The organism is Burkholderia sp. 22PA0106 (genome assembly GCF_047497155.1).
Lineage (GTDB): Bacteria > Pseudomonadota > Gammaproteobacteria > Burkholderiales > Burkholderiaceae > Burkholderia.
Genome location: NZ_CP163163.1, coordinates 1782552 through 1806332, shown reverse-complemented (window position 1 = coordinate 1806332; position 23781 = coordinate 1782552). Strand labels below are relative to the sequence as shown.

Sequence of the window (23781 nt, the reverse complement as noted above, 5' to 3'; positions counted from 1 at the left end):
CCCATCACGGCCGTTACCGGCCTCGCCTGCCGTCCGGCCTGATCGTGACGGTCCGGCGCTCCGGGGTCAGCACCACGGGCGAGGCGCTTCCCGGCTCGATCGTGAGGCGGTTGTCGACCCCGGCTACACCGGGGCAGCCCACGGCGGCTCGACCGATTGCGTCGCGCAGCTTGGCGGACGGCACGCCGCCGTCCAGCGTCACATGCGCCTGCCGCACCTTGACCGACACGCGCGCCGCCCCGCGATCGAGCACCGGCGCGATCGCCGCGCGCACCGCCCGGTCGATGGCTGCGTCCTGATCCGCGAGGCCGCCGCGGCCGAGGCGTCGTTCCGGGGGGGGCATGTCGGCTCGCGGCAGATCGTCGGCGCCGGGGCCGGTCACCGTCATTCGCACGCCGGGCGGCCTTGCGAGATCGAGGGCCGGTAAGGCGAGCACCTTGTCGGGCAGGACCGAATCAAGTCGGGATGTCATGGCGCACCTCCGCAAAAAAAGGGGCAGCGAGCGGCGTCAAGGCATCGCTCGCCTCCGCTCCTGACGACGTTGCAAGCATCGTGCCGTGCTGCGATGCGTCGGAATCGCCGATCAATGACAAGCCCGGCAATCGGGCGTCCGTCCACCCGCCTCGCCGCCGGGGAGGCACGGCCCGTGCTTGTGTTCATCATCGATTCGGTCAGAACACGGGAGCCAGGACCCTTCATGACGCACACCTCGCAGGAACAGGCGAACGGCCAGCATCGAGCGCGTGCGGCGGTGCGGCGGCCGCCCGGCGTGCCGCCCACGCCTCGCCATACCGTTGCCGACCCGGCGAGCCTCGACGCCTTGCTCGCCACCCTGCCCGCCTCGCTCGACGACACCGCGCTGGCAGCGGCGGCGCATCGGCTCATCGAGGCGTTCCCGCATCTGCCGCGCCCCGGCGCGGGCAATACGCTCGCGCGCTGGCGCTTTCTGGCCGGCGTGGCCGGCCGTGACCTGCCGCTGGTCAAGCTTGTCGAAGCGCACGCCGATGCCGATGCGATCCTGGCCGAGCTGGGCGGTCCGATGCCCGCAGGGCGCGAACCCGGGCTGCTCGCCGTGTGGGCCGCCCGTTCGCCCGCGGGCGATCTGCGTATTTCGACGCGATCGACGCGATCCGGAAGCGCCGGGTCGGCCCGGCTCGATGGCACGAAGGCCTGGTGCTCGGGCGCGCACTGCGTCGACACCGCGCTCGTGACCTGTATCGATGCCGACGGCCACGACCGGCTCGCGATTGTCGCGATGCGCCAGCCCGGCGTGACGATCAGCGCGCGCGGCTGGGATGCGCTCGGCATGCGGGCGACGCGCAGCGTGGAAGTCGATTTCGTCGATGCCGCCGCCACCCTGGTCGGGCCGCCCGGCGCGTACGTGCAACGCCCGGGCTTCTGGCACGGCGGTGCGGGCATCGCCGCCTGCTGGTATGGCGGCGCGGCGGCGCTGGCCACGCGCCTGCGCGACGCCGCCGGCAAGCGCGACGATCCGCATCTGCACGCGCATCTGGGCACCGCCGACATCGCGCTGACCGCCGCGCGCGCCCTGCTGCGCGAAACGGCGCAAGCCATCGACGCCGAACCGCGTGCCGACGCGATGGCGGCGGCGCTGCGTGCGCGCGGCGCGGCTGAACACGCTGCCGACACGGTGCTGCGCGCCGCGCAACGTGGGCTCGGTGCGGGCCCGTTGTGCCGCGACCGCTGGTTCGCGCAGATGGCGGCGGATCTGCCCGTGTTCCTTCGCCAGAGTCATGCCGAGCGCGATCTGGCCGCGTTGGGCGCGGCGCTGGCGACGTCTCGGCCAGGATGGCGCCTGTGAAGACGCGCTCCGCTTCCGTGCTCTTTCGTCAGCATCATGCCGAGCGCGACCGACCTGGCCGCGTTGGGCGTGGCGTTGGCGACGCTTTCTCGACCCAAGCCGCACCTCTGAAGATGCCGCCCGCTTCCGTGCTCCTTCGCCAGCGTCATGCCGAGCGCGACTTGGCCGCGTCCGGCGCGGCGCTGGCGATATCGCGACCCGAATGGCGCCTGTGAATAAGCCCCCCGCTTCCGTCAACCTCGACACGCTCGCGCGACAGGCCCGCTTCGATGCGAAGTTCGCCAACGGCGACGACCCGTGGCGTACCCGCTCGAGCTGGTACGAAGCCCGCAAGCGCGCGCTGCTGCTCGCGGCCCTGCCCCGCGAACGCTATCGTCGCGCGTTCGAACCGGGTTGCGCGAACGGCGAGTTGTCGGCGGCGCTTGCCCCGCGCTGCGCCACGCTGCTGTCGGCCGATTTCTCGCCGCGCGCCGTGGCCCTGGCGCGCCAGCGGCTCGCCCCGTTCCCGCATGCTCGCGTGGAGACGCGCGCGATGCCGGACGACTGGCCCGATGGCGGTTTCGACCTGATCGTCGTCAGCGAATTCGCTTACTACCTAAACACCCCGTCGCGCTGCGCGGCGCTGGCCCGCCGGGCCTGCGCCGCCCTCGATCGCGACGGCACGCTCGCCTGCTGCCACTGGCGGCATGGCGCCGACGACATGCGGATCGACGCCGCCGCCGTCCACGCCTGTTTCGCGCAAGCCGCATCGGCCGCCTCGCTGACCCTCGCCACGCATATCGACGATGCCGATTTCCTGCTCGATGTCTGGAGCGCCGAGCCGGGCAGCCTCGCGCGCAGGGAAGCGGCGCATCACGAGATGGCGGGCCGCAGCGCATAAGCCGGGGCGACCGGTTCAGCGCAACGCGTCACCCATCGACACGCCAGTACCGCTCGGGACGATCGAGATCGCCGAGCGGGCCGCTGCCGAACGCCCGCAACTGACTGGCGTAGGCCGCCACGGCGCGTCGCTTGACGTCGCGTGCCCGATCTCCCTCGCGATCCGGGCACCAGCCGCCATCGAGCGGCGTGATCCGTGCGCCCGAGCGTCGTAGCGCATCGAGGCAGTGCTCGACCTCGCCATGCGCGTTCCGATGAATCGCCTCTTCGTAGACGAGACAGGCCCCGAGCCGACCCGTGCGCCGCAGGTAACGCCATGCCTCGGCCACGCGCCGGTGATCGGGATGCCGCAAGCCGAGCGGCAGCAGCGGCACGACGCCGGGCGACAGCGCCAGTTGCTCCGCCAGGGCGCGGGCCAACGTCGGAACATCGGGCGACGCGCCGTATTGATCGTCGAGGAACGCGAGATGAACGCCGCGCGCGCCGCAGCAGGCCAACGCCTGCGCGTCCTCGTGCAAGCGCCCGGCCATCGCGGCGGTGGAATGCGCGAAGCCGGCCGCCTGATCCCAGGGGCGGCGCTGCGGCGATGCCGGCGTGCCGGCGAACACCGTGCACACGATTGCGCCGGGCCGGGTCGCGAGCAAGGCTGCGCAACCGAACACCGCGTCGTCGAGATGGGGGGAGACGACGAACAGCGGCGCGTGCGCGTCGTCATGGCTCGGCGGCCGGGCGGAAAGCGCCGCGTTCGATTCCGGCGCGGCGCAATCCTGCATCACCGGCCGCATCACCGGCTTCATGACGCGACTGGCGCGACGCCCGCCAGCCCGTCCGGCTCCGCTTCATCCGCGGATCGCAACGGGACCCGCGCCCAGGCGCCGAGCGTGTCGCCGAAGCCGCCGCGCGCACGCGGATCGCGCCGCGCGCTGGTTACCACGCGCGGCGTGGCGCTCCAGGCAATCGACGCCCCGGTTGCGGCCAGCAGATCGACCAGCATGACATCCTCGCTGCAGGCCAGCGGCGGAAACCCGCCGGCACGCCGGTAAGCCTGTGCGCTGACGCCGAGGTTCGCGCCATGGACGTGGCGATGGCCTTCCGTATCGCGATAGGTGCGCCGCCAGTGCTCGCGCACGCTGGCCGGGTGGCCCCGCCAATCGTCGATGCTCACCGTCCCGCACACGGCGTCCGCGCCCAGCGCCAGTTGCGCGGCCAGCCAGTCCGGCGCGACGCGGCTGTCCGCGTCGGTAAAGGCGAGCCAGCGCGCGCCCGCCTCCAGCAGCCGATCGGCGCCGGCCGCCCGCGCCACACCGACGTTGCGCGCGTGCACCGCCAAGGTCGCCACGCCGAAGCCGGCCGCGATTCGCGCCGAGCCGTCGCGGCAACTGTCGAGCACGACCATTACCTGCACCGGCTCGTGCGCGAGCGCGGGGTGGCGCGCCGCCGCCAGGACGCTCGACAGGCATGACGCAAGCCGGTGCGCCTCGTTATGGGCGGGAATCACGACACCAATCATGGCGGGTCCTTTGCGAAAGCAATCGATCCTGATCGAGACGCAAATCGGATGCCCGGTGCGGGATCGACACACCGGGGCGTCGCGGGGCGTCGTTTGGGTAAGGGCCGACGCGATTTTTTACAGGGTTTGCAATATCGCGCGTTCAACGCCGAACCGGTCGCCGCGCGAAGGCCGGTGAAACACCCCGCTCACGCCATCGCGCCTGCCCGTCCGATCCCCGCCTCGGGCACGGTCCGTCACGCGCTCGACGCCTGATTCAACGCCTCATAAGCATTCGAGAAATGCCGCAAAGTCGTGCCGCAAACTGCCGCCATAATGAGCCGCCTCGCGCGGCAAGGGGCCGCGCGTTTCGTTTCCGCCAGGAGTCGCACCATGGTTCAGACGCCCGCGAGCAGCGCCGAAGATCGCCAACCCGATTCGACCGACAGCGACGGCCACGCGCTGTCGCGCCGCCGTTTCTTCGGCCTGACGGGCGCGCTGCTCGCGCTCGGCGGCTGGCCCGCGGCCGACGCGTTCGCGCTGACCGATGCCGATCCGGGCGCAAGCAGCGGCGGCGCCGCACCGCGTCGCGGCGGCGTGCTCGACGCGGTGGTCACGCCCGAGCCGCCGACGCTGGCGATCTTCTTGAATACGTCCACGCCCGGCCGCGCGGTCGCCAGCAAGATCTTCGACGGGCTGCTCGATTACGGCGCGGACCTGAAGCCGCGCCCGCAGCTTGCCGAAAGCGTCACGCCGTCCGCCGACGGCCTGAGCTGGACCATCCGGCTGCGGCAAGGCGTGCAGTGGCACGACGGCAAGCCGTTCACCGCCGCGGACGTCAAGTATTCCGGCGAGGTGATCTGGAAGCAGTACGCGCCGGTCGCGCGGCGCCTGTTCCAATACCTGACGCGCGTCGACACGCCCGACAGCCACACGGCGATCCTGCGCCTGTCGAAGCCGTCGCCGGTCATCATCAACGCGCTCGATGCGATTGCCGCGCCGATCCTGCCGCGCCATCTGTACGAAGGCACCGACATCCTGAACAACCCGTACAACAACCGCCCGGTCGGCACCGGGCCGTTCGTGTTCAAGAGCTGGCAGCGCGGCAGCGATATCCAGCTGACCCGCTTCGCGCATTACTGGCGCGAGAACGGGCCGTATCTCGACGGCATCACGTGGAAGATCGTGCCCGACGCCGGCGCGCGCGCCGTCGGGCTCGAAACCGGCTCGGTGAAGTACGGCGAGCGCAACCCGGTCACGTTCTCGGACGCGGACCGTCTCGCGCAATCGCCGTCGCTGGTGGTGAGCCGCGCCGGCTACAACGGCTTCGCGGCGAACTTCTGGCTGATCCCGAACCTGCGCCACCCGATCCTCGGCAACCTGAAGGTGCGTCAGGCGATCCTGCACGCGATCAACCGCGCGGCGCTGGTCAATACCGTGTGGCGCGGCTACGCCAAGCCGGCGACCGGCCCGGTATCGTCACTGCTGAAAACGTTCTACACGGCGGATACGCCGCAATACGCGTTCGATCGCAAGGCCGCCGAGTCTCTGCTCGACGAGGCCGGCTATCCGCGCAAGGCCGATGGCTGGCGCTTCAGGATCAATCACGATTTCATCCCGTACGGCGACGACTATCAGCGCACCGGCGAATTCGTGCGGCAGGCGCTGCGCGCGGTCGGCATCGACGTGACGCTGCGTGCGTTCGACTTGGCCGCGTGGACCAAGAACGTGTTCACCGACTACACGTTCGATCTGGTCAGCTCGTGGGGCGTGAACTGGCAGGACCCGCAGATCGGCGTCGAGCAGTATTTCTGGTCGAAGGCCGCGGTGCGCGGCGTCGCGTGGCAGAACGCGGCCGGCTATGCGAGCGCGGAGACGGATCGCGTGATCGAGGCCGCGCAGGTCGAGACGGATCTGGCGAAGCGCGTCGCGCTGTATGCGCAGTTGCAGCGGCTCGTGCAGCGCGATTTGCCGCAACTCTACCTGTTCGAATTCCGCTGGTTCGGCGTGTGGGACAAGCATCTGCGCAATGTTGCGGATACCTATGACCACTCGCAGAGCAATTTCGCGGAGGTCGGGTTCGATAACGTGTGAGGGGGCGATGCGGGGTGATGGGAATGAACCGGAAAGTCGCGAGCGATAAACAATCGGGGCAGCGTTGACACACGCATCACCCCGGTGCACCATCCGCGAAGCAGTGATGAAAATAATCGGCCATTCAACCCAATTCTCACTTTTCCTCAAATGGCACATTTACTCTCCACCCTCTGCTTTTCCTGTCCGACTTGCCAAAAGCCGTTGAATGGAAGCTGGGAAGTATTGGCGCCATCGGAAGTCTATCAATTGAGATGCTGGGATTGCCAGACCGTGTTCAACGGCCTGATGGTGGTGTGCGAGCAGTGCGACGCGGACAACTTCATCATGGATACCCGCCCGATCGCCCGCGCGGAAGCCGCCTGTTCGCAATGCGGTCATATCAATGTCAACCCATAAGAATGGGCCTAATTCTTTGAATAAAGCCGAACGGCATTTGTTTAATATTTACCGTCGCAATCACTGCCGTCATTGCACATTGATTCACGTTTTCCATTGATCGAACCGGGCGCCGAGCCGCAACGGCCCTCGCCCGTGATTCGCTTCATCCCGCCCGCACGTTTTCAAACCCGCAACGTCTCGTGCGACTCCCTGCCGATCAGATCGATTTCATACGGCGTGGTCTGATAGATCTCGCCGAGCCAGTTCGCGAACAGCAGATACGCATGGCTTTTCCATCGGTTGAGCGGCGCGCGCTCGGGATCGTCGCCGGGGAAATAGTCGAACGGCACCGCCGGCGCGAGGTTCTTGGCCACGTCCCGCACGTACTCCTCGCGCAGCGTGTCCGCGTCGTATTCGATGTGGCTGAACATGCAGAGCGAGCGGTGCTTGCGATCCTCCAGCATGCACAGCCCCGCCTCCGGCGAATCGAGCAGCACGCGAATGTCGGACCCGGGCGGGAAATCCTCCTGCCTGATCTCGGTGCGCCGCGAGATCGGCGCGACGCAGTTATCGGCGAAACCGCGCAGGTAGGGCGAGTTCGGCACGCGGTTCAGATGCGGGAACACGCCGAACGCCTTCTTCGGCAGGAGCCGGGTGGGAATGCCGTAGAAGTGGTAAAGCGAGGCCTGCGCCGCCCAGCAGAGGTTCAGCGTGGAATGAACGTGGGTCTGCGTCCATTCGAAGATCTCGGTCAGTTCCTCCCAGTACCGCACCTCCTCGTACTTCAGCATGCCCAGCGGCGCGCCGGTGATCACGAAGCCGTCGAACTTCTCCGTGCGGACATCGGCCCACGGGCGGTAGAACGCGCTCAGATGGCCTTCCGAGGTGTTGCGCGAGCCGTGATCGGTGATACGGATCAGCGATAGCTCGACCTGCAGCGGCGTGGGCGCGAGCAGGCGCGCGATCTGCGTTTCGGTGCGGATCTTGTTCGGCATCAGGTTGAGCAGGCCGATGCGCAGCGGGCGGATGTTCTGGCGCACGGCGTCGGACTCGCGGATGAGGCTGACGCCTTCGGCTTCGAGCGCGCTCACGGCGGGCAAGTCGTTGGGGATCTTCAGGGGCATGGTCGTTCTCCTCGATGGTTATCGCGCGCGCAGCGCGGTCGCGCTCAACTCGGCGTTCAGTTGCAGGATCACCTTCTCCATCTGCGGACGAATGAAGAAATGGTCGCCGTCGAACCAGTGCTGCGCGAAGGCAGCCTGCGTTTCGCGCCCCCAGCCGTCGATCTTTTCGGGCGAGGTCTGGTCGTCGGCGCGCCCGGCGAACGCGGTGATCGGCACCTCGAGCGGCGCGCCGCCTTCGTAGACGTAATGCGCCACCAACGCGAAATCGGCGCGGATCGCCGGCGCCATCAGGCGCATCAGCTCCGCGTGCTGCAACACCTCGGCCGGGGTGCCGTTGTAGCGCGTCAGGCGCTCGATCATCTTGTCGTCGTCGTGCTCGTCGAGCGCCTCCACCGGCTCGCGCAACTGCGGCGACGCGCAGCCCGACACGATCAGCTTGGCCGGCAGCGGCAAGCGCGAGCGTTGCAGGTGCCGCGTCAGCTCGAACGCCAGCAGCGCGCCGAGGCTGTGCCCGAAGAACGCGAACGGCCCGGCGTCCTGCGTGGCGATCACGTCCGACAGCCGTCGCACCAGCGCGGCCAGGTCGCGCTCCGCGGGCTCGGCCAGGCGCATGCCGCGCGCGGGCAACTGCACGGCGCACAGTTCGATCCCGGCATCGAGCTCGGCGCGCCACGGCTGGTAGATCGTGGCGCTGCCGCCCGCGTAGGAAAAGCAATAGAGGCGCAGGCGGCGGCCCGCGTCGGGCGGCCCGAAGCGCATCAGCCACGGGTTGGTTCCGGCGGTGCGTGGCGTGCCGGGGCGAAGTGTGGTCGGTTCGTGATTCATGCGTCGGGACTCGTGCGAGAGCTTCCATCCACCAGATGGAAGAGATGATCGGCGTGGTGGTAGTACTGGTCGTCATGCGTGATCACGATGACGGTCTTGCCGCGTGCGCGCAACTCCGGCAGCAGCTCGGTGTAGAACACGCGCTTGAACACCGGGTCCTGGTCGGAGGCCCACTCGTCGAACAGATAGATGGCGCGGTCCTCCAGATACGACACCAGCAGCGTGAGCCGCTTGCGCTGGCCGGTGGACAGCGACAGCGTGGAAAAGCGCCCGTCCTCGAAGCTCACCTTGTGGTCGATCTCGAGCCGGCTCAGGTAATGCCGCACGCGCGGGGCGGTGTCGGCGGTCACCGGTTCGAGCAGGCGTTCGAACAGATGGAAATCGGCGAACACCGCCGTGAACTGGTTGCGGTAATGCACCAGATTGTCGGGCGTGACGTCCACGCCGTGCAGCGTGAGGCGGCCCTGCTCCACCGAGTACAGGCCGAGCAGCAGCATCGCGAGGGTGGTCTTGCCGCTGCCGTTCGGCCCCACGATATAGCTGATCCGGCCGAGCGGAATCTCCAGGTTCAGCGGCCCGACGGCGAAGCCGCGCTCGCCGTCGTGGTGCACGTAGCGCACGTCCGACAGCACCAGCGACGCCGGGCCGCCCGCGAACGGCGACGCGTCGGCTTCCGCCAACGCGGGCGCAGGCGTGGAATCGTCGAGCGAATCGCTGAGGGCCTGCGCCTTGTTCAGCGCCACCGCGCCGCGTTGCAGCGTGGGCATGGCGGTCAGCAGCGCGCCGACCGGCTCCACCAGGTAGAGCAGCATCAGCGCGACCATCGGCAAGGTGGGCGAACTCTGCGGAAACCAGTGCGACACGCCGAACACGAGAATCCCGAGCGCGATGAAGAACTGCATCGAGCCGAGGTTCGACACCCAGGTGTAGCCGGCCATCCCCGCGAAGAACGCGCGGCGCAGCTTGTCGGCGCCCGGTTCCAGCACGTCCTTGATGAAGTGATGGGCACGCCGCTGGTTCAGTTGCAGCTCCTTGGCGCCTTCCACCAGGCTGCGAAAATCGCGGAACAGCACGTCGGTCTGCTCGCGCGCCTCCACGAAGCGCCGCGCCGGCCCGCGCTGCGCGAACGTGAAGAACGCCGAGCCCGCCACCAGGAACAGCACCAGCGCCAGAAAGCTCTGCCACGACAGCCACGCGATGTAGCCGAGGCACGCCAGCAGCACGATGGCGTTGCCGAACAGGATCGGCAGCAACTGCGAGCAGGTGGCGAACGTGCTGAGATCCTCCGTCAGGATCGCGAGCAGCGCCGCCGGCCCCATCGATTGCAGCTTGCGCAGCGGCGTGGCGAGCAGCTTGCGGCTCAGCGAGATGCGCAGCTTGAAGATCATCGATTGCGAGATCTGCAGCAGTGCCAGCTCCGAGGCGGCCTTGCTCGCCAGTTGCAGCACGCACAGGCCGGCGAACGACAGCGCGAGCGCGCCGGTGGCGTCGTGCTGTTCGATCACCCGCCCGATGATCGCCACCAGCGCGGCGCTGCTCAGGCCGCTCACGATGCCGCCGGCGATGACGACGGTGAGCAGCGGCCAGGATTGGCGATACAGCCGTGCAATGAGTTTCAGCATGGCACCGTCCCGGCCCGTGCCCCGCTTGCCTCGCTCATGTCGGTCGATGCTTGCAACGCGTGTCTGCTCAGGACCATGCCATTTCTCCCCGGTTGCGCTGCGGCGCATGCGGCCCGGCGTCGCCGAGCCAGGCGTCCAGTACCGCCGCGATCGCCGCGGCATTCTCGCCCATCACGAAATCGATGTGCCGGCCGGGCAGCCGCCGGCTGTGGCTGTCCGGCAGATTGCGCGTGTACGGCGCCCAGCAATCGGGATCGATGCCGGTGGCGAGCGAATCGACCGCCCAGAGCGTGTGGATCGGCGCATCGAGCACCGGTGGCACGAAGTTGACGGTGAGCGTGTACGCATCGCGCACCGTTTCGAAATAGCCGGTCATGGTGTGATAAGCCTCGTCGGAAATGCCTTGGGATTCGAGGAAGGCGCGCGGGTCGCCTTGCAGCGCGTCGGCCACGGCGTCGGCGCCGAGCTTCGACACGGCGGCCCGCAGGTTGCCGAGCGAGACATGCAGCTCGGGTTGGTCGCGAATCAGCGGATCGTCCTCGGAGAACGCCAGGATGTAGCCGACGAAGCCGACGAACGTGAATTCGGCGGCCTCCGCCTCCGCCTCCGTCTGCTGTTTGCGTTCGTGGCGTTCATTGAGCCAGGTATCGAGCAGGATCACGCCCGCCACCGTGCGCCCGCGCCGCTCCAGCTCCGCCGCGACGCTCAACGCCAGCGTGCCGCCCAGCGACCAGCCGGACAGGCGCACCTCGCCCGCGGGCTGGAACCGCTCGATGTCGTCGGCGTAGGCCGAGCAGAGCCCGGCCAGATCGCGGTCGGCCAGCTCCACGCCGGCCGCCTTCGGCGAGCGGATGCCGTACACGGGCTGCGGCCCCGTCATCGCGTTGGCCAGCTCCGCATAGACGAGCACCTCGCCGTTCGCCGGATGCAGCAGGAACAGCGGGGGGGCGCCGTCGCCTGCCCTGCCGCCCTCCCCGTCGCCGGCCGTGCCGGGCCGCAGCGGCAGCACGAGGCCGCGCTCGACCACCGGCGCCGCGAGCCACTTCGCGAGTTCCGCGGGCGTCGGGTCGCTGAACAGGTTGGACAGCGGCAGCTCCACGCCGAACGCGTGGTTGATGCGCGACACCAATTGGATCGCCAGCAGCGAGTGGCCGCCCATCGTGAAGAAGTTGTCGTGAATCCCCACCCGATCGACCTTCAGCGCCTCGGCCCACAGCGCGCACAGCAAGGTTTCGGCCGGCGTGCCGGGCGCGGTGTACGACGCGGCGTTGCGGCTGAAATCGATGGCCGGCAGCGCGCGGCGATCGACCTTGCCGTTCGGCGTGACCGGCAGTTTGTCGAGCACGCACAGTTGTGCCGGCACCATGTAGTCGGGCAGGCTCTGGCGCAGGCTGCGTTGCACCTGGAGCACGTCGAGCCCGGCCACCTTCAACTGCGCCGGCTGATTGACGAGCCGCGCCGGCGCGGCCGCGCCTTCGGCCGCGCGCCAATCGACGGCCAGCGGCGCGCGCGACACCACCGCGTGGAACGTGCCGCGATCGCCGCTGGCGGGCGCCATGGCGACGTGCAGGCCGAGCGATTCGCACAGCGCGCGCATCGCGTGGCGATCGACGGCCGGCGCGACGCTTTCGAGCACCGCGTCGAGCGTCAGGTCCGTGCCGAGCGCGCGATGCACGGCGATATCGGCGGCCAGCGCGGCGTCGGCGATGCCGCCCAGCGCGAACGGCGGCGCATCGCGGTGCTCACCGTGCGAGTCGAAATGCGCTTTCGGCCGTTGCTCGAACGGCGGCGCATCGCCGTGCTCCTCGTGCTCACCATGCGAGTCGAAATGCGCTTTCAGCCGTTGCTCGATCAGCGGCAGCGGTGCGCCGTCCCACGCATCGAAGCGCAGGCCGCCGCTCGGCGCGGTGGCGGCGTGGCCGACCCGGATCACCACGTCGTAGCGGTAGTCCGTCATCTCGTTGTGCACGCGCCGCCCTTTCGACTGGATGTCGATGTGGCCGATGGTCGGCAACCGCTGTTGCAAGGCGAGGAACCAGGCCGGATCGACGGTCAGTTCGGATTCGTTGGCCGCGCGCTGCGCGACGCGCGGCGCGAGTTGCGACAGCCGCAGATCGCCGCGCTGCCCGTACTTTTCGAGCGAGGCGTGAAACACCGGCAACAGGCCGCAGTGGCGGATGTCGCCGAGAAACACCGTGCCGTGCGCCCCCACCGCATGCACGCTGCGCTCCACCACCTCGCGGAAATACGCCTCGTCGGGGAAATACTGCGCGACGGAGTTCACCACCACGGTGTCGAACGGGCCGTGATCGAGCACCGACGCGTCGCTGGCCTCGGCATGCTGGAGGCTCACGGCGCAGCCGTCGAAGCGGCCCGCCACCGAGCGCTGCAACTGGGTCAGCGCGGCGGCCGAGAAATCGGTGCCGTGATAGCGCTCGCACTGCGACGCCAGCCGGTGCAGCAGCAGGCCGCTGCCGCAACCGATTTCGAGCAGCGAGCGCGGCTGCAGCGCCGCGATCCGCGCCACCGTCTGATCGACCCATTCGCGCATCTGCGTGGCCGGGATCGGCTCGTGGTCGTAGCTGCTGGTCCAGCCCTGGATGTCGAACGCGTCGTCGTCGGGCGCGTGCTCGGCGTAGGTTTCCTCGAACGTCTGCTGCCAGCGGTCGACGTGATCGAGTTCGTTCGCGTCCTGCTCGACGAGATAGGCCACCAGGCGCTTCTCGCCGGCATCGTCCGCCTGCATGAGCACGGCGGCGTCGCGCACTTGCGGCAATGCGCGCAGTGCGGCTTCCACCTCGCCCAGTTCGATGCGGAAGCCGCGGATCTTGACCTGATGGTCGATCCGGCCCAGGTATTCCAGATTGCCATCGGCCAGCCAGCGCACCAGATCGCCGGTGCGGTACATCCGGCTTCCTGGCTCGCCATATGGGTTCGGTACGAAGCGCTCGGCTGTGAGGTCGGCCCGCCCGCGATAGCCGCGCGCGAGTCCTGCGCCCGCCACGAATAGCTCACCCGATACGCCGATGGGAACCGGCTCAAATGAGCCGTCCAGCACGTACGCCTGCGCGTTCGCGACCGGCTTGCCGATCGGCGGTGCTTGCAGCAGCGCGCCCGACACTTCGTAGGCTGTGGCGCACACCGTCACTTCGGTCGGGCCGTAGGCGTTGAAGAAGCGCCGTCCTTGCGACCACTGCGCGACCAGTTCCTGCGAGCAAGCCTCGCCCGCGCTGATCAATGTGTGCAGCGTCGGCATCGATTCGGGAGAACTGGCGGCCAGCACCACCGGCGGCAGCGTCGCGACCTGCACGCCCAGGCGTGCGATGGTCGCTTCGAGCGTCAACCCCGGCATCAGTTGATCGCGGGGAGCCAGGCACAGCGTCGCGCCTGCGCTCAGGGCCATGAAGATTTCCCACGTCGAGGCGTCGAAGCCGAACGCCGCGAATTGCAGCACGCGTTCGCCCGGCTGCACGCCGAACAGCTTCGATTGCGCGTGAGCGAGGTTCAGCAAGCCTTCGTGCGTCAGTTGCGCGCCCTTCGGCTGGCCTGTGGACCCCGACGTGTAGATCACGTAGGCCAAGCGCTGAGGATGCACGTCCAATCCGAGGCGTTCGGTAGGCTGCGAAGCGATTGCCGCCGCGTGCTCGTCCACCAGCAGGCGGAACAGCATCAAACCGGGCACATGGTCGGACAGCGCCGAGGTTGTGATGAGCAATGGCAGCGCCGCATCCTCGACAATCCACGCCAAACGGTCCGACGGTTGGGAAGGATCGAGCGGCGCATAGGCCCCGCCCGCCTTCAGCACGGCCAGCACCGCCACCACCAACTCGATCGAGCGATCGAGGCAGATCGCCACCGGCGTTTCCGGCTGCACGCCCATCGCCCGCAGGCGATGCGCCATCTGGTTGGCGCGGGCATCGAGTTGCGCGTACGTCAGCGCTTCATCCCCGAACACCAGCGCCACGGCATCCGGCGTGCGATCGACTTGCGCTTCGAACACGCCATGCACATGACGAACCGGATCGCGCATCGAGCCACGCATTGACCCGGTATCGTTCCATTCGAGCAGCATCTGCTGCCGTTCCTGCACCGGCAGCAGCGCGAGCCGGCCGACCGGCGTATCGGGCGCCTCCGCCACCGCGCGCAGCAGCACCTCGTAATGCGCGAACAGGCGTTCGATCGTGGCCCGGTCGAACAGATCGGTGTCGTATTCCACCGCGCCCACGATCTGCCCATCGATCTCCTGCAAATGGATCGACAGATCGAGCTTCACCGTCGCGCTGTGGGTGTTCATCATGCCGATCGTCAGCCCCGGCAGTTCCAGCGAGCCCGACGGTGCGTTCTGCATGTTGAACGACACCTGATAGATCGGCGCGTGGCTGGTGGTGCGGCCCGGGTTCAGCGCATCGACCACCTGTTCGAACGGCAGATCCTGGAACGTATAGGCCTGCAACGCGTCGGACCGCACCTGCGCGAGCAGCGCGTCGAACGGCAGCGCCGGTTCGGCGCGCACGCGCAGCGTCAGCGTGTTGACGAAGAATCCGATCAGCGGTTCGATCTCCGCGTGATGGCGGTTCGCGATCGGCAAGCCGATGCACACGTCGGTCTGGCCGGCGTGACGCCCGAGCACCACGCCGAGCGCCGCCGCGAGCGTCATGAACAGGCTTGCGCCCGCGCGCTGGCTCAGGGCCTTCAAGTCCTGGTTCAGCGCAGCCGGCCAGTGCAGCGGCACCACCGCGCCACGATGCCGCTGCATCGCCGGCCGGGGCCGGTCGGTCGGCAGCGTGAGCAGTTCGGGGGCGCCTTGCAGCGCGTCGCGCCAGTAGGCCAGTTGCCGCGCGAGCACGTCCTCGGTCATCCAGCCGCGCTGCCAGGCGGCGTAATCGGCGTACTGGATCGCCAATGGCGCAAGCGGATCGGCCTGCCCCTGGCTGAAGGCGCGATACAACTCGCCGAATTCGCGCACCAGCACCCCCATCGACCAGCCGTCGCTCGCGATGTGGTGCATCGTGGCCAGCAGCACATGCTCCTGGTCGCCGAGGCGCAGCAGCCGCCCGCGCACCAGCGGCCCGGCGGCCAGGTCGAACGGTTCGCCCGCTTCGGCCTGCACCTGCTGCCGGGCGGCCGCTTCGCGCGCGTCCCGATCCGCCATGCCGCTCAGGTCGTGCCGCGCCAGCGCGAAGCGCGCATGCGGCTCCACGCGCTGCACCGGCTCGCCGTCCACCACCTCGAAACGCGTGCGCAGCACCTCGTGACGCTCGACGATCCGGTCCAGCGCCATGCGCAGCGCGGTGACGTCGAGTTCGCCGGTCAGCCGCAGCGCGGACGGCATGTTGTACGACGCGCTGCCCGGTTCGAAGCGGTCGAGGAACCACAGGCGCTTCTGCGCGAACGACAGCGGCGCAGGCCGGTCGCGCGCCACCTGCACGATCGGCGGCGCGTCCATGCCCTCGGCGCGGCTGCGCGCCGCATCGACATGACGCGACAGCGCCGCGAGCGTGGGCGCCTCGAAGAACACGCGCAGCGACAGCTCCACGCCGAACGCCTGGCGGATGCGCGAGATCACGCGCGTGGCCAGCAGCGAGTGGCCGCCCAGCGAGAAGAAGTTGTCGTCGGCGGCCACGCCCGGCAGGTTCAGCAGCTCGCACCAGATGCCGCCGAGAATTTCCCCGGTCGGGGTGCCGGTGGCCGGCGCGCCGCCGCCGCCCGGCATGCCGAGCTCGGGCGGCCGCAGCAGCTTGCGGTCCACCTTGCCGTTCGCGTTGAGCGGAAAGCGATCGAGCAGCACGAAGTGCGACGGCACCATGTAGTCCGGCAGCACGGTGCGCAAATGGCGTTGCAGCGTGCGCTGATAGCTCAGTTCGTCGCGCAGCGGCGACAGCGCCCGGACGTGGCGGCCGGGGTGGCCGCCACCGGCCGCGAACACATCGCGCCAGTCCACCGTGACGGGCTCGCGCGAGATCACCGCGTGGAACCGGCCCTGGTCGCCGGCGGCCGGCGCCATCCACAGCGAACAGCCGGCCGCTTCGCACAGCCGTTGCAGCAGCCGGCGATCGAGCGGCCCGTTCGCGGCGGGGTCGAGTTCCGCGAGCAGCGCGCCGAGCGTGCCGGCGGCCGACAGGCCGCGCAGCGCCTGGAGCACGGCATGCGGCAGCGCCAGATCCGCGTCGGGAATGTCGCGCACCGCCACGCAGCGCGCCGAGGCCGCCTGCACGAGGCGCGCCGCCACGGCTTCGCCGGTCTCGCCGCTCTGCCGCAGCGACGCCCAGTCCTGCCAGGCCACCTGCGAGCCGAGCGGGGCCGGCTCGGCGGCCGCCTCGCGATCGATCGTCAGGATTGCGTCGTAACGGAACTGCGTCAGCTCGTTTTTCGTCTGCCCGGCCTTGGCCAGCACCTGCACGTGGCGGATGCGCGGCATGCGCTGCGCGAGCGCGAAGAAGTAGTTCGGATCGACCAGCAGTTCGGCCTCGCGCCGCGCGCCGAGTTCGATCGCCTCGCGCAGTTCCGACGCGAGCATCGAGCCGGGCGCGTTGAACAGCTCCACCGAGGCGAGGAACAGGTCGAGCTGCCCCGCGTGGCGCAAGTCGCCGAGGAACACCCGGCCGCCCTCGGGCAGCGCGGCCAGCGCCGATTCGATCACCTGCCCGAGGTAGTCCGCGTTCGGGAAATACTGGGCGACCGAATTGATCACCACCGTATCGAACGCCTGCCCGGCGGCCAGCGCTGATGCCGCGTCGGCGGCCCCCTGTTGCAGCGTCACCCGCTCGCGCAGCGCCGGCTGGCCGTCCACCTCGGCCTGCAATTTGGCGATCGCGACCGCCGACAGGTCGGTGCCGTGATAGTGGCCGGCGAGCGGCGCGAGGCGGTGCAGCAGCAGGCCCGTGCCGCAGCCGATTTCGAGGATGCGGCGCGGCGCGAGCGCCGCGATGCGGCCCACCACCTGCTCCACCCACTCCTGCATCTCGTGGCGCGGAATCGGCTGCTGGTCGTAGCGGCTGGTCCAGCCGACGAAATCGTCGTGGCCATGCTCGCGCGCGTCGGTTTCGCCGTAGATCTGATCGAAGGTCTCGTTCCAGAACGCCACCTGCTCGCCGCCGGCATCGGCCTGGCCATCCGCGCCCGTCGCGTCGCCCGCGTGATTGACGATATAGGCCGCCAGATAGCGTTCGCCGGGCCGGTCCTCGCGCGCCATCACGATCGCGTCCTGCACGTCGGGCAAGGCCTGCAGCACCGCCTCGACCTCGCCCAGCTCGATCCGGAAGCCGCGCAGCTTGACCTGGTGATCGATGCGGCCGAGATAGTCGATCGAACCGTCGGCGCGCCAGCGCACCAGATCGCCGGTGCGGTACATGAGGCTGCCGGGCGCGCCGAACGGGTTCGGCACGAAGCGCTCGGCCGTCAGGTCGGCGCGGCCCAGATAGCCGCGCGCGAGCCCCTCGCCCGCCAGGTACAGCTCGCCGCTCACGCCCACCGGCACCGCCTGCCAGGCGGCGTCGAGCACATAGGCCTGGGTGTTGGCCACCGGGCGGCCTACCGTGACGTGGCGCAATTCGTCGGCGTCGAGCCGCGAGCAGGTCGAATAGGTGGTGTCCTCGGTGGGGCCGTACAGGTTGCGGATCAGCGTGCCGGGCAGCGCCTCGCGCAGTTCGCGCGCGAGCAGCAGCGGCAGCGCCTCGCCGGCCAGGTTCAGCGCGCGCACCGACGGCGGAATCGCGTCCTGGCGCAGCAGCTCGGCGATCGCCGACGGCACCGTATTGATCAGCGACACCGGGAAGCGCCCCGGATGCTCGAGCACGTCGAGCACGGTGTTCGCGATATGCACGGTGCCGCCGCAGCACAGCGGCGCGAACATCTCGAACACCGACAGATCGAAACAGTTCGAGGTGGACGCCAGCACATGCCGCAGGCTCGCCGCGTCGAATTCGTGCAGCGCCCAGGCGATGAAGGTGCGCAGGCTCGCATGCCGGAGCATCACGCCCTTCGGCCGCCCGGTGGAGCCGGACGTATACAGCACATAGGCCAGGTTCTCGGCCGTGGCGAGCGGCGCGGGATCGGCGTCGGAGCCGTCCGGCCAGCCGGTGTCCAGGTCGATCGCCTGCCACTCGGCCGCGTTGCCGTGGCGGCGCTGGTGCGACTGGGTCAGCAGCACGCGCGGCTGGCCGTGCCCGATCATGTATTTGAGGCGATCGGGCGGATACATCGGATCGAACGGAATATAGGCGCCGCCCGACTTGAGCACGGCCAGATGCGCGGCCAGCAGGTCCAGCGAGCGATCGAGGCAGATCGCCACGCGCGTTTCCGGCCCCACGCCGAGTTCGCGCAGGCGATGCGCGAGCCGGTTGGCGCGTGCGTTGAGCGCGCGATAGGTCAGCGTCTCGCCGTCGCAGATCGCCGCCACCGCATCGGGCGTGCGCCGCACCTGCGCCTCGAAGCATTGCGGCAGCAGCGGCGCCGGCACCTCGAGCGCGGTGCGGTTGAACGCGTGCAGCACCTGCTCGCGCTGCTGCTCGGGCAGCAGCGGCAACTCGGCCAGGGCGGCGTCGGGGTGCGCGCAGATGCCGTCGAGCAGCACCCGCAGGTTGTCGGCGAGCCGTTCGATGGTGGCGGCGTCGAACAGGTCGGTGTTGTACTCGAAGTGGCACGCGAGGCCCTCGTCGGCCGTCTCCATCACGTACAGCGACAGGTCGAACTTCGAGGTGGCGCCGGCATTGCCGAAATAGCCGAGTTCCACGCCGGGCAGCGCCAGGTCCTGCATCGGCGCGTTCTGCAACACCAGCAGCACCTGGAACAGCGGCGTGTAGGCGACCGAGCGCTCCTGGTTCAGCACGTCCACCAGATGCTCGAACGGCAGGTGCTGATGCGCGTACGCGCCGAGCGTGGTGGCGCGCACCTGGTGCAGCAGCGTGCGGAACGCGGCCTTCGGGTCGATCCGGTTGCGCAGCACCAGCGTGTTGACGAAGAAGCCGATCAGGTCTTCCGTATCGGCCAGCGTGCGATTGGCGATCGGCGTGCCGATGCAGATGTCGTCCTGCCCGGACCAGCGCGCGAGCAGCACGCTGTAGGCCGCGTTCAGCGCCATGAACAAGGTGGTTCGCGTCTCGTGCGCGAGCGCCTGCAGGCCGCTGCGCACCGGCTTGCCGAGGCGGAAGCCGAACAGGCTGCCGCGATAGGTCTGCACCGCGGGCCGCGGCCGGTCGGTCGGCAGCGCCAGCAGCTCGGGCGCGCCGCGCAGCGCGTCGGTCCAGTAGGCGAGCTGCGCGTCGAGCACCTCGCCGCGCAGCCAGCCGCGCTGCCACACCGAGAAATCCGCGTATTGCACGGCGAGCGGCGGCAGGCCGTCCGGCTCGCCGTCGAGCACCGCTGCATACAGCGCCGCGAACTCCTTCACGAGCAGGCCCATCGACCAGCCGTCGGACACGATGTGGTGCAGCGTGAACAGCATCACGTGGCGTTGCGCATCGAGGCGCAGCAGCTTCGCGCGCAGCAGCGGGCCGCGTACGAGGTCGAAGCGGCGCTCGGTTTCCTGGCGGGCCAGCTCGCGCGCTTCCTGCTCCTGTCGCGCTTCGTCCAGCGACGACAGATCCACCACCGGCAGGTCGATCGACAGCGTGGCGGCGATCTGCTGCACGGGCTGGCCCTCGTGCGTGCCGAACGTGGTGCGCAACACCTCGTGGCGGGCCACCAGCCGGTTCAGCGCGGTACGCATCGCGGCGGGGTCGAGCGCGCCGCGCATCGTCAGCGCCTCGCAGATGTTGTAGGCCGCGCTGTCGCTTTCGAGCTGATCGAGGAACCAGAGCCGTTGCTGCGCGAACGACAGCGGCAGCCGGGCCGAACGGTCGGCGCGCGGGATCGTCGGCGCGGTGGACGACGGTGCGTCCGGCATTGCGCCCGCGCCGAGGCGCTGCGCGAAGCCGGCGACGCTCGGCGCTTCGAACAGGCTAGCCAGCGAGGCCTCCACGCCGGTGGCCGCGCGCACGCGGCTGATCACCTGGGTGGCCAGCAGCGAATGGCCGCCGAGCAGGAAGAAGTCGTCGTGGATGCCCACCTCGGGCCGACCGAGCACCTCGGCCCAGATCGCGGCCAGCGCGGCTTCGAGCGGCGAGCGCGGAGCGGTGTGTGCGGCGTCCGTCGTCGCCGGCTCGGGCAGCGCATGCGAATCGAGCTTGCCCGATACGTGGCGCGGCAGGCGCTCCAGGCGGATCAGATGTTTCGGCAGCATGTAGGCCGGCAGCGCCTGCGCCAGTTGCGCGCGCAACGCGTCGGGATCGAAACCGCCCTCGCTATCGACCTCGCTATCGACCTCGTTACCGCCCTCGCCGCCGTCATCGAACACGCAATAGCCCACCAGTTGCCGGCCGTTGCCCGCGCCGCGCACCTGTGCCGCCGATTCGCGCATGCCCGGCAGCGCGGCGAGCGCCGCCTCCACCTCGCCGAGATCGATGCGATAGCCGTTCAGCTTCAATTGCCGGTCGGCCCGCCCGACGAATTCGAGCGCGCCGCCCGCGCCGGCCCGCACGAGATCGCCGGTGCGGTACATGCGCTCGCCGGGTGCGCCGAACGGATCGGGCACGAAGCGCGTGGCCGTGAGCGCCGCGTCGCCCCAATAGCCTCGCGCGAGCGCCGGCCCGGCCAGATGGAGTTCCCCGGCGACGTTGGCCGGCACCGGGTGGCCGCGCCGGTCGAGCACGTAGCCGCGCATCCCGGCGATGGGCCGCCCGAGCGCCACCCCGGGCGCGTCGTCGGCCAGGTCGACCGCCTGCACCGTGGCCCAGATGGTCGCCTCGGTGGGGCCGTATTCGTTGTAGACGGCCAGTTGCGGGCAGCGCTGCCGGGCCAGCTCGCGCAACGTCGGCGGAAACACGTCGCCGCCGACGATCAGGCAGCGCAGCGAGCCGAGCGCGTCGTCCGACACCCGGCGCAGCAGTTCGGCGCTCAGTGCCGGCGTGCCGATCAGCGTGTCGCAGCGATGCGTGTCGACCAGCCGCGCGAGCGCCTCGGCATCGCCCGCCTGCGCCTCGTTGGCCAGCACCAGCGTGCCGCCGCCCAGCAGCGTGGTGAACAGCCCGCTGGCCGCCGCGTCGAACACGATCGACAGCGCGAGCAGGTGGCGGCGGATCGGCGCGTAGAACGCCAGCCGCGCATCGAACGAGGCCCGCAGGTTGCCGTGCGTCACGGCCACGCCCTTCGGCGTGCCGGTCGAGCCCGACGTGTAGATCACGTAGGCCAGTTGCCCGGGATGGATCGCGACGTCCGGCGCGGTGTCGGGCCAGGCCGCGTTGAACGATGCATCGGGTGCATCGGGCGCGTCCAGATCCAGGCGCGGCAGGTCGGCCGGCCAGGCGTCGAACCGGCGCTGCGTCAGCGTCAGCACCGGGCCGGCCTCGCGCAGCATGCGCGCGAGGCGCGCGGCGGGCTGGCGCGGATCGACCGGCACGTAGGCGCCGCCGGCCTTGAGCACGGCCAGCAAGGCCACGATCGCCAGCGGCGAGCGCTCGACGCCGATCGCCACGCGGCTGTCGGCGCGCACGCCCTGCGCGATCAGCCAGTGCGCGAGCCGGTTGGCGTGCGCGTCGAGTTCGCCGTAGGTGATCGTTTCGCCGTCGCAGACGATCGCCGGGTGCGCCGGCTGCCGCGCCGCCACGGCATCGAGCCGCTGCACGAGATTGCGCGGATCGTGCGTGGGATGCGGCTCGGCTGCTGCCGGCCGCTGCCCTTGCCAGGATTCGGCGATCGCCTGGCGTTCGTGTTCCGGATGCGGCTCGGCCGTGACCGGCCGCTGCCCTTGCCAGGATTCGGCAATCGCCTGGCGTTCATGTTCCGGATGCGGCTCGGCCGCCCCCACCGGCCACGGCCCCTGCCACGACTCGGCGATCTCCCGGCGATCCTCCTCCGCGAGCCACGGCACGTCGCCCACCGGCATCGCCGGATCGGCCAGGATGCCCGTCACGAGCCGTTGAAAGCGCTGTGCCAGCCGGTCGATGGTCGGCGCGTCGAACAGCGCGGCGTTGTATTCGAACATCACGCCGAGGCCGTCGCGTTCCTCCACCACGTTCATCGCCAGATCGCACTTGGCCGGCTGCTGCCCGGTGCCGAGCGCGGTCAGCGTGAGCGCCGGCAACGCGAACGTGCGCTGCGGCACGTTGTGCAGGATCAGCACCGCCTGCAGATACGGCACATGCGTGCCGTGCCGTTCCGGGTGCAGCACCTCGACCAGATAGTCGAACGGCAGATCCTGGTTCGACAGCGCCCCGAGCACGCGCTCGCGCACCTGCGCGAGCAGCGCCTCGAAGCTGCGCGCGCCGTCCACCTCGGTGCGGATCACCAGCATGTTGACGAAGAAGCCGACCAGCGCGTGCAGCTCGGGATCGTTGCGATTGGCCACCGGCGTGCCGACGCACAGGTCCTGCTCGCCGGACCAGCGCGACAGCAGAATCGCGTACAGCGCCTGCAACACCATGAACAGCGTGGCGTTGCCGCGCCTGGCGAGCGCATGCAGGCCGGCCAACTGGGCCTGGTCGAGGAACACCCCGCTCGAGGCGCCGTCGAAGCCCGGCGTCAGCGGGCGCGCGCGATCGAGCGGCAACGGCAGCAGCGGCGGCGCGTCCTGCAGCGTCTCCACCCAGTAGGCGACCTTGTGGTCGAGCACCTCGCCGCCGAGCCAGCCGCTCTGCCAGCTCGCGTAATCCTGGTAATCCAGGGCGGGCGGCGCGAGTTGCAGCGGGCGGCCTTCCGCGAAGGCCGGGTACAGCGCCGCGATGTCCTGCAGCAGCACGCCCATCGACCATTCGTCGAACACGATGTGATGCAGCGCGATCACCACCACGTGTTCGGCGTCGCCGAGCCGCGCCACGCGCACCCGCATCAGCGGCCCGGCACGCAGATCGAACGGCGTGGCGACTTCCGCCGCGATCAGCGCGCGCACCCGCGCCTCGCTGTCGTTCTTGCCGTCGCCCTTGCCTTCGCCCTCTGCCGGCGCGGCCTCGATCAGCGACAGCTCGACCGAGGCGTGCGGCGCGACCTGCTGGAGCGGCCGCCCCTCGTGTTCGGCAAACGTGGTGCGCAGCGAGGCGTGGCGCGCCACGATCGCGTCGAACGTGCGCTGCAGCGCGTCGAGATCGAGCCGCCCGTCGAGCCGCACCGCGTTGACGATGTTGTAGGCCGTGCTGCCGGGCTGCATCCGGTCCAGCAGCCACAGGCGCTGCTGCGCGAACGACAGCGGCCCCGGCCGGCCCTGCTCGTGCGCGGGGCGGCGCGGAATCGCGGCGCGCGCGTCGCGCGACGGATCGGACAGGAATTCCAGAAGGGCCGCCTTGTGTTGCCGGAGCCTCGCCACCAGCCCGGCATCCATGCGGCCGGTCGCGCCCTTGAGCACCAGTTGCCCGTCGTCGGCCTCGACGCGGATCTTCAGTTCCCGCAGTTCCTGCAGAATGTCCAGCAACGCCATGCTCGTGCTCCTTGCCATGTGTCTTTGTTCTCGTTCGCTTTCGTTCGTGCTCGTGACGCGGAATCGGCCCGTGCGGCGCGGCGCTCGTCGGGAGGGCCGCG

At 69.7% G+C, this 23781-nt stretch carries 11 protein-coding genes; 4 read left to right on the top strand and 7 right to left on the bottom strand.

Features of this window, described 5'->3' with window-relative positions:
* Positions 1-13: 13 nt before the first annotated feature.
* Entirely contained in the window at positions 14-472 is a 459-nt protein-coding gene (locus tag AB4850_RS22685; RefSeq protein WP_414445225.1) for a BON domain-containing protein, read from the bottom strand.
* 225 nt (positions 473-697) lie between these two features.
* On the opposite strand from AB4850_RS22685, the gene AB4850_RS22680 reads away from it, so the two are divergent.
* Both AB4850_RS22680 and AB4850_RS22675 read left to right on the top strand, forming a co-directional pair.
* Positions 698-1822: an acyl-CoA dehydrogenase family protein gene (locus tag AB4850_RS22680; protein ID WP_414445224.1), complete on the top strand. Its 1125-nt coding sequence runs from the start codon at positions 698-700 to the stop codon at positions 1820-1822.
* 211 nt (positions 1823-2033) lie between these two features.
* Positions 2034-2702 (top strand): class I SAM-dependent methyltransferase, encoded by a 669-nt coding sequence (locus AB4850_RS22675; RefSeq protein ID WP_414445223.1) that lies wholly within the window; start codon positions 2034-2036, stop codon positions 2700-2702.
* Between the two features lie 28 nt (positions 2703-2730).
* On the opposite strand, the gene AB4850_RS22670 is transcribed toward AB4850_RS22675, so the two are convergent.
* Both AB4850_RS22670 and AB4850_RS22665 read right to left on the bottom strand, forming a co-directional pair.
* On the bottom strand, positions 2731-3498 hold the full coding sequence (locus tag AB4850_RS22670) for a PIG-L deacetylase family protein (RefSeq protein ID WP_414445222.1): 768 nt from the start codon (positions 3496-3498) through the stop codon (positions 2731-2733).
* Positions 3495-4211 carry a glycosyltransferase gene (locus AB4850_RS22665; protein WP_414445221.1) on the bottom strand — a complete coding sequence of 239 codons (717 nt, stop codon included), beginning with the start codon at positions 4209-4211 and terminating at the stop codon, positions 3495-3497. Before AB4850_RS22665 ends, AB4850_RS22670 begins: the two co-directional genes overlap by 4 nt.
* Before the next feature lie 372 nt (positions 4212-4583).
* On the opposite strand from AB4850_RS22665, the gene AB4850_RS22660 reads away from it, so the two are divergent.
* Both AB4850_RS22660 and AB4850_RS22655 read left to right on the top strand, forming a co-directional pair.
* On the top strand, positions 4584-6284 hold the full coding sequence (locus AB4850_RS22660) for an ABC transporter substrate-binding protein (RefSeq protein WP_414445220.1): 1701 nt from the start codon (positions 4584-4586) through the stop codon (positions 6282-6284).
* Between the two features lie 273 nt (positions 6285-6557).
* Positions 6558-6683 carry a hypothetical protein gene (locus AB4850_RS22655; protein WP_414445219.1) on the top strand — a complete coding sequence of 42 codons (126 nt, stop codon included), beginning with the start codon at positions 6558-6560 and terminating at the stop codon, positions 6681-6683.
* A 164-nt stretch (positions 6684-6847) separates the two neighbouring features.
* On the opposite strand, the gene AB4850_RS22650 is transcribed toward AB4850_RS22655, so the two are convergent.
* The 4 genes from AB4850_RS22650 to AB4850_RS22635 all read right to left on the bottom strand — a co-directional run bounded on the left by AB4850_RS22650 (position 6848) and on the right by AB4850_RS22635 (position 23680).
* Complete coding sequence (locus tag AB4850_RS22650) at positions 6848-7789, bottom strand: homoserine O-succinyltransferase (protein WP_414445218.1); 942 nt, start codon at positions 7787-7789, stop codon at positions 6848-6850.
* Between the two features lie 18 nt (positions 7790-7807).
* The gene (locus AB4850_RS22645) at positions 7808-8614 is read right to left on the bottom strand and encodes a thioesterase II family protein (protein ID WP_414445217.1); all 807 of its coding nucleotides are present in this window, start codon (positions 8612-8614) and stop codon (positions 7808-7810) included.
* Entirely contained in the window at positions 8611-10236 is a 1626-nt protein-coding gene (locus AB4850_RS22640; RefSeq protein ID WP_414445216.1) for a cyclic peptide export ABC transporter, read from the bottom strand. Before AB4850_RS22640 ends, AB4850_RS22645 begins: the two co-directional genes overlap by 4 nt.
* 67 nt (positions 10237-10303) lie before the next feature.
* Positions 10304-23680, bottom strand: coding sequence for an amino acid adenylation domain-containing protein (locus tag AB4850_RS22635; protein ID WP_414445215.1), 13377 nt, complete (start codon positions 23678-23680; stop codon positions 10304-10306).
* Positions 23681-23781: the final 101 nt, after the last annotated feature.

What these genes read in the sequence shown, in the direction of transcription:
- AB4850_RS22685 (WP_414445225.1), bottom strand. Translation starts at nt 472, where the DNA reads ATGACATCCCGACTTGATTCGGTCCTGCCCGACAAGGTGCTCGCCTTA.
- AB4850_RS22680 (WP_414445224.1), top strand. Translation starts at nt 698, where the DNA reads ATGACGCACACCTCGCAGGAACAGGCGAACGGCCAGCATCGAGCGCGT.
- AB4850_RS22670 (WP_414445222.1), bottom strand. Translation starts at nt 3,498, where the DNA reads ATGAAGCCGGTGATGCGGCCGGTGATGCAGGATTGCGCCGCGCCGGAA.
- AB4850_RS22665 (WP_414445221.1), bottom strand. Translation starts at nt 4,211, where the DNA reads ATGATTGGTGTCGTGATTCCCGCCCATAACGAGGCGCACCGGCTTGCG.
- AB4850_RS22660 (WP_414445220.1), top strand. Translation starts at nt 4,584, where the DNA reads ATGGTTCAGACGCCCGCGAGCAGCGCCGAAGATCGCCAACCCGATTCG.
- AB4850_RS22650 (WP_414445218.1), bottom strand. Translation starts at nt 7,789, where the DNA reads ATGCCCCTGAAGATCCCCAACGACTTGCCCGCCGTGAGCGCGCTCGAA.
- AB4850_RS22645 (WP_414445217.1), bottom strand. Translation starts at nt 8,614, where the DNA reads ATGAATCACGAACCGACCACACTTCGCCCCGGCACGCCACGCACCGCC.
- AB4850_RS22640 (WP_414445216.1), bottom strand. Translation starts at nt 10,236, where the DNA reads ATGCTGAAACTCATTGCACGGCTGTATCGCCAATCCTGGCCGCTGCTC.
- AB4850_RS22635 (WP_414445215.1), bottom strand. Translation starts at nt 23,680, where the DNA reads ATGGCGTTGCTGGACATTCTGCAGGAACTGCGGGAACTGAAGATCCGC.